A 6,572-nucleotide genomic window follows, 5' to 3' on the forward strand; every position below is an offset into this window, starting at 1 on the left:
GTCGTCCACGATGAGGATGCGCGGCTTGCGCGCCCCGGCCGCTCCGTCTGGTGGGCTCCCGAAGGCCCCCATGGCCGCCGGGGGGCGCAAGCCGCGCATCCTCATCGTGGACGACAGCGAGATGACCGCGCGGATCATCGAAGCGGACCTCGTGTCCAAGGGCTTCGAGGTCCACGTCGCGGACACCGCGGACAAGGCCACGAAGATCATCCTGAAGAAGCAGACGCGCCCGGACCTGGTGCTCCTGGACGTGCGCATGCCCAACGTGAACGGCGAACAGTTCTGCCGCTTCATCAAGAGCAACAGCCTCTTCAAGGGCATCAAGGTGCTGCTGTGCTCCGGTGAGAACGTCGAGGAGCTCCAGCGCATCTGCCGCGAGGCCGGCGCCGACGGCTACATCCCCAAGGACGCCGTGATGGGCAGCCTCGTCGCCAAGGAGCTGATGCCCCCTGGCGCCGAGTAGTCGCGCGCCTCGCCGTGGCTCTTACGGAGCCTTGGCCGCCTCGGGCGCCGCGGGCGCCGCGCTCTCGGCCGCCGGGCAGCTCGTCTTGCTGGCCCGCTCCTGCAACTGCTCCTGGACCTCCGCGGACTTCGCCTCGGAGGGCTTCGCCTTCTCCACGAAGCGCTGGTACGCGGCCAGCGCCTCGCAGGACTTGCCCTGCGCGTCGTAGGCCTTCACCAGCGCGTTGAGGATGGGGCGCTGGCCGGGCTGCAGGTCGAAGGCCTTCTGCAGGTCCGCCGCGGACTCCTCGGTGCGGCCCAGGGACTCCAGCGCCAGGCCGCGCCACACGCGGTAGCTCGCGTTGTCCGGCTGCGCGGTCACCAGCCCGGTGGCGGCCTTCAGCGACTGCTCCTTCTCCCCAGCGCGCGCGTTGGCCGTGTACGACAGCTGGAGCAGCACGAGGTTGGGGCCGCACTTCTCACCGAACGTGTCCGTCACGCGGGTGAGGCCCTTCGTGTCGCCGGTGTCCAGCAGCAGCTGCCCCAGCTGCTGCGCCTTCGCCTTGTCGCACGGCTCTTCCGCCAGGTCCTCGCGCAGCTTGCGCACGAGCGGCTTCTTCAGGCCATGGTCGAACTCCGGCTCCTCGGGCGCCTTGCTGCTGCACGCGCCGAGGACGGCACCGGAGGAGAGACAGAGGACGGCGAAACGGAACGCGGAATGGAGGGAGACGGACATGCCCGGCTCTGTAGCCGTCCCCTCCCGGACGGTCAAACCTCCGGCGCGCCCGCGGCGTTCTCGCGCTCGTCCAGGCCGCGCGCGAAGTTGCCGATGATGAGCCCCGGCCGCGCCGCCTTCAGCCGGTTGAGCAGCGTGCGGATGCCCACCGGCTCGCCGCCCGCGCCCACGCCTCGCGCGACCTCCAGGTACTGGAGCGGGTCGATGCACAGCGAGCGCGTCTGCACCTGATCCACGCGGTACTTGCGCACCAGGTTCTCCAGCGCCTGCACCTCGCCCTCGCGGTCGGTGACACCGGGGAACAACAGCAGGTTGAGCGCCAGGTACGCCCCCCGCTCGCGCGCCAGCGCGATGGACGCCTCCACGTCCTCCCAGCCGTACTTCACCGGCTTGTAGTAGGCCTCGTAGAGCCCCTTGGACGCGGAGTTGAGCGACACGCGCACGGCGTCCAGCCCCGCGTCCAGCAGGGCCTTCAGCCCGTGCGTGAGGCTGGCGTTGGTGTTGATGTTGATGGAGCCCTGGTCCGTCTTCGCGCGCATCAGGCGGATGGCCTCCGCGATGAACTTCCAGCGCGTGAGCGGCTCGCCCTCGCAGCCCTGGCCGAAGCTCACCATGGTGCGGCCCGGCGCGTGCTCCAGGTGGTACAGGCCAATGGCCGCCATCTCCTCCGCGGAGGGGCCGTCGTCCATGCGCTCGTGCGACGCCGGGGGGCCGTCCTCGGGCTGATCCGAGATGCAGCCCACGCAGCGCGCGTTGCACATCACCGACGCGGGGATGGCGCCCTCGTCGCGCGCGTAGAAGATGTTCTGCGACGTGAAGCACCGGTACAGCAGCGCGCACGTCTTCAGCTGCTTGAGCACGCGGCTGTCCGGGAAGCGCTCCATGTGCGCCGTGACGAGCCCCTTCAACTCCGGCGTGGAGTACGACTCCGGCTCCCAGTGCGAGCGCCGGTCGGTGTGGATGGCCCACGCGAGCGGCCCCTTCTCCCCCCACGCCGCCGCCGTGTACGCCCACTGCGGGAGGATGGGGCCGCTGCCCTTCACCTCGCCGGGCAGGAACGTGCGCGTGTAGCCCGGGGGCAGCAGTGCGCCCACGGCGTTGGGCACGAACGTCTTGCCGCCCACCTTCATCTCGCGCACCAGCTCCAGCTCACCGGAGTCCGGGTTGAGCCCCACCGGCAACCGGCCGGGCAGGTGCACCAGGCGCCCGGCCGCCGGCAGGGCGATGGGCTTGTCCTGAGGGGGCACGAGCTCCTCGCCGCTGCGCAGCGTGGCGATGAGATAGGGATGCTCCATGACCCGACCCTTGGGGTCCGCGAAGAGCAGTTTCGGCGCGTGCGTCATGCGCTGTTAACTAACACGGGTGGGCCGGCCTGCGTCCAACGCCTCGCGTCATGTGGATGGATGAATGAGGCCCATCACGCCCGGTCCCCTTCCTCGCCCGTGCGCGCCTTGAAAGCGCCCATGCCCTGGTCTATGGGTCCGCCACGTTTTCCTGGCAGTCCCCCATTCGTCGGAGGCAGTCGTGATCGTCGGAGTCCCCAAGGAGATCAAAACCCGCGAGTACCGTGTCGGCATGGTGCCTGCGGGCGTGCGCGCGCTCACCATGGCGGGGCACACGGTGCTGGTCGAGACGAACGCTGGCGTCGGCTCCGGCATCCCGGATTCGGAGTACCAGCGCGTCGGTGCGCAGATCATCTCCAGCGCGGATGAGGTCTGGAAGCGCGCGGAGATGGTGGTGAAGGTGAAGGAGCCCATCGCGCCGGAGTACGAGCGCATGCAGCCCGGGCAGATCGTCTACACGTACTTCCACCTGGCCGGCGTGGACCCGGAGCTCACCAAGACGCTCATCAAGAAGAAGGTGACCGCGGTCGCCTACGAGACGCTGCAGCTGGACGACGGCAGCCTCCCGCTGCTCAAGCCCATGTCCGAGGTGGCCGGCAAGATGGCCATCCAGGTGGGCGCCGCGTGCCTGGAGAAGGCCCACGGTGGCAAGGGCATCCTCCTGGGCGGCGTGCCCGGCGTGCGCCGCGGCCGCGTGGCCGTCATCGGCGGTGGCGTGGTGGGCCTGTGCGCCGCCAAGGTCGCCGTCGGCATGGGCGCGGAAGTGACCATCCTGGACGTGAACCTGGAGCGCCTCACCTACCTGGACGACGTGTTCCTCGGCCGCGCGCAGACGCTGGCGTCGGACACGGAGTCCATCGCGCGCACCGTGCGCGAGTCGGACCTCGTCATCGGCGGCGTGCTCATCCCCGGCGGCAAGGCGCCGAAGCTGGTGTCGCGTGAGCTGATTGGCGAGATGGAGCCCGGCTCCGTCGTCGTCGACGTCGCGGTGGACCAGGGCGGCTGCATCGAGACCTGCAAGCCCACCACGCACGACAACCCCACCTTCACCGTGAGCGACGTCGTCCACTACTGCGTGGCGAACATGCCCGGCGCGGTGCCGCAGACGTCCACGTTCGCGCTCACCAACACCACCCGCCCCTACGCGCGGAAGATCGCGGACCTGGGCCTGGTGGAGGCCATCAAGTCCGACCGCGCCCTCCAGCGCGCCATCAACACCTACAACGGCCACATCACCTACGAGGCCGTCGCCAAGGACATGGGGTACGACTACATGCCCCTGATGGACGCACTCAGCGGTAAGAAGTGAGGTAACGGCCGTACGCTCCACAGCCGGCCAGCCTTGTGCTGGCCGGTTGCCTGGATTGGACCTTTGTACGGGTGTCCCATCCGGTTCCCACCCTGAGGAATAAATGATCCCGCCGAGCGTCTCCGCACTCCAGAAGCGGGCATGCGGGCGGCGCGGCAGGGGAAAGCGTTGTTGACCCGTCTGTTCCGGTGCATAGATTGACCGTTAGGCAGGCGACGCATTCCCCAATCATTTCGGGCCCCTGGAAGGCGGGAGCATGATGCTGGACTTCAGGCAACCCAACCGGACGAAGCAGGAATTCGAAGAGCTGGCGCTGGCGCACCTGGATCCGCTCTATTCGGCGGCGCTCCGGTTGACCAAGAACGAGCGTGACGCCGAGGACCTGGTGCAGGACACCTGCATGCGGGCCTACCGCTTCTTCGACAAGTTCGAGCGCGGGACCAACATCAAGGCCTGGCTCTTCAAGATCCTCACCAACACCTTCATCAACCGCTATCGCCGCAAGGTGAAGGAGCGCACGGTGGTGGAGGGCGTGGAGCGCGAGGCGGTGCATGAGCGCTTCGTGAGCCGGGACGCGACGGACTTCGCGGCCAACCCGGAGCAGTACTTCTTCGACCGGCTCCTGTCGGACGACGTGCTGCGCGCCATCGACTCGCTGCCCATCGACTTCCGGCTGGTGGTCATCCTCGCGGACCTCCAGGAGTTCTCCTACAAGGAGATCGCGGAGATTCTGGAGTGCCCCGTGGGCACCGTCATGAGCCGCCTGTTCCGCGGCCGCAAGCTGCTGCAGAAGACGCTGCGCGAGTACGCGGAAGGCCAGGGTGTCTTCCGTCATGACGGAGACCCGGTGCAGGCTCCGGCGGACCTGGAAGAGTTCAGGCGCCGGAAGAAGGCAGGCTAGAAAGAGGTTGGAGGGGCGTCGTCTTCTCCCTCCGCCCACCTCATCGAGCGCCCATGACCTGCCAGGAACTCGAGCGGTTGCTGTATCCGTACCTCGACGGCGAATTCCAGCCCGAGGAACGCCATGACGTGGAGTCGCATCTCGAAGGCTGCGAAGCGTGTGTCGCGCGCGTGGACGAGGAGATGCAGCTCCGCCAGACGTTGCGCCGGGCGGCGAAGCACTCCATCTCCGCGCAGGGCACGCGTGCACCGGCGTCGCTGCGCGCGGGCATCCAGTCCGGGCTGCACCGCGAGCACCGCCGCGCGCAGGTGAGCCAGTGGCTGCGCGCCGGGGCCATGGCCCTGGTGGTGGTGACGGTGAGCGGTGGCTGGATGATGTACCAGTCCGGCCAGGCGCAGAAGGCCACCATCCTGGAGGCCGTGCAGCGCCACACGCGCCAGCGGCCCCTGGAGTTCGTCGCGGGCACGCCGGAGCAGATCGAAGCGTGGTTCAACGACAAGGTGGAGCACCGCATCACCCTGCCCCGCCTGCAGCAGGCCCGGCCCGTGGGCGCGCGCTTCTCCACGCTCAATGGCCAGGAAGTCGTCTACGTCAGCTACGAGACGCAGCCTCGCGTCACCAACGAGCCCAAGCGCAACATCGGCGTGTTCGTGTACCCGGCGACGGGCCAGCGGGTGATCAAGGACGAGGGCCCGACGGTGGAGAACGTCGCCGTGGACTCGAGCCAGGCGTACAACGTCGTGACGTGGCGTGATCAGGACGTCACCTACGAGCTGGTGACGGACCTGGACGACGCCGCCATCCTGCAGATGCTGAGGGATCAGGAGCACCGCTCGAACGGACTCGTGCGCCCCGCGCAGGTGAAGCCCGCGGTGAGCGTGCAGCCCGTCTCGCTACAGCCCTGAAGCCCTCGCCACAGCGAGGGCTTGCGCGGTCGCCTGCTCAACTGAATACCGGGCGTTGCGCCCGGTGTGAAGATTGACGGTCCCAGGCATGGCCGATAGCCTCGACGGCGTCTTCACTCTCGCGCGCAGCCGCTGTTTCTCGCGGCGTCACACCGCGCGCCGCACCCCCAGGACGGCCGTCCCTTCATGTCCAAGCGAATCCTGATCGTCGAAAGCGACGCCACCCTCGCCACCTCCCTGCAGCAGGCCCTGGAGGCGCGGGGCTTCTCCGCGCAGACGACGGGCGATGGCAAGGGCAGCGTGGAGCTGATCCGCCGTGAGCGTCCGGACCTCGTGGTGCTCGCGGTGGACCTGTCCGCGGGACAGAACGGCTACCTCATCTGCGGCAAGCTGAAGAAGGACGACGAGCTGAAGACGGTGCCCATCGTCATCATCGGCAGCCCGGACGGCTTCGCGGCGCACAGCAAGCTGAAGGCGCGTGCGGACGAGTACGTGGCGAAGCCCGTGGACAGCAGCGTCCTCATCGAGCGCGTGGGTGGCGTCATCGGCTTCCCGGAGCCGCCCGCGAGCAACGAGGTGGTGGACGAGAGCCTCACGCTGGACTCGCTGGGTGACGAGCCCGCGGCGGACTTCGGCGAGGAGATCGCCGTCGACACGGGCGAGGAGCCCGCGGTGCCGGGGGAAGACCTGGACATGCTCGACGACGCGTTCAGCGACCTGTCCGAGCCCGTGACGGGCACGCCCGAGGAGGAGCCCGTGGTGGCGCCTCCGGAGGAGACGGAGTCGCCGTCCGGCCTGGAGGAGATCTCCGCGCTGGACTCGCTGGGCCCGGACAACGACGACTCGCTCGACGTGCTGGGCGGCCTGGACGACGAGCCGGAGGAGAAGACCGTCGTCGGCTTCATGCCGCCTGCGGATCCGGAGCCCGTCGCCGCCC

The 6,572-nt window shown here is 68.8% G+C and carries 7 protein-coding genes; 5 read left to right on the forward strand and 2 right to left on the reverse strand.

The features are described 5' to 3' along the window. Window positions 1-463: response regulator (locus D7W79_RS36830; protein WP_147442237.1), on the forward strand; the 463-nt coding region annotated here is incomplete at its 5' end. A 21-nt stretch (window positions 464-484) separates the two neighbouring features. Here D7W79_RS36830 and D7W79_RS36835 read toward each other — a convergent pair. Together D7W79_RS36835 and D7W79_RS36840 are read right to left on the reverse strand one after the other, a co-directional pair. Next, the gene (locus D7W79_RS36835) at window positions 485-1,177 is read right to left on the reverse strand and encodes a tetratricopeptide repeat protein (RefSeq protein ID WP_120529956.1); all 693 of its coding nucleotides are present in this window, start codon (window positions 1,175-1,177) and stop codon (window positions 485-487) included. A gap of 32 nt (window positions 1,178-1,209) precedes the next feature. After that, window positions 1,210-2,520: a radical SAM family protein gene (locus D7W79_RS36840; RefSeq protein WP_120529957.1), complete on the reverse strand. Its 1,311-nt coding sequence runs from the start codon at window positions 2,518-2,520 to the stop codon at window positions 1,210-1,212. 181 nt (window positions 2,521-2,701) lie between these two features. On the opposite strand from D7W79_RS36840, the gene ald reads away from it, so the two are divergent. The 4 genes from ald to D7W79_RS36860 form a co-directional block, all read left to right on the forward strand. Further along, window positions 2,702-3,829 carry an alanine dehydrogenase gene (gene ald, locus D7W79_RS36845; protein ID WP_120529958.1) on the forward strand — a complete coding sequence of 376 codons (1,128 nt, stop codon included), beginning with the start codon at window positions 2,702-2,704 and terminating at the stop codon, window positions 3,827-3,829. Between the two features lie 259 nt (window positions 3,830-4,088). Then, window positions 4,089-4,730, forward strand: a complete 642-nt coding sequence (locus tag D7W79_RS36850; protein ID WP_120529960.1) for a sigma-70 family RNA polymerase sigma factor — start codon at window positions 4,089-4,091, stop codon at window positions 4,728-4,730. 53 nt (window positions 4,731-4,783) lie between these two features. Next, the gene (locus D7W79_RS36855) at window positions 4,784-5,635 is read left to right on the forward strand and encodes an anti-sigma factor family protein (RefSeq protein WP_120529959.1); all 852 of its coding nucleotides are present in this window, start codon (window positions 4,784-4,786) and stop codon (window positions 5,633-5,635) included. A 186-nt stretch (window positions 5,636-5,821) separates the two neighbouring features. Continuing rightward, the coding region (locus D7W79_RS36860; protein ID WP_147442238.1) for a response regulator at window positions 5,822-6,572 on the forward strand (751 nt) is incomplete at its 3' end.

It is taken from the genome of Corallococcus exercitus (assembly GCF_003611585.1).
GTDB lineage: Bacteria > Myxococcota > Myxococcia > Myxococcales > Myxococcaceae > Corallococcus > Corallococcus exercitus.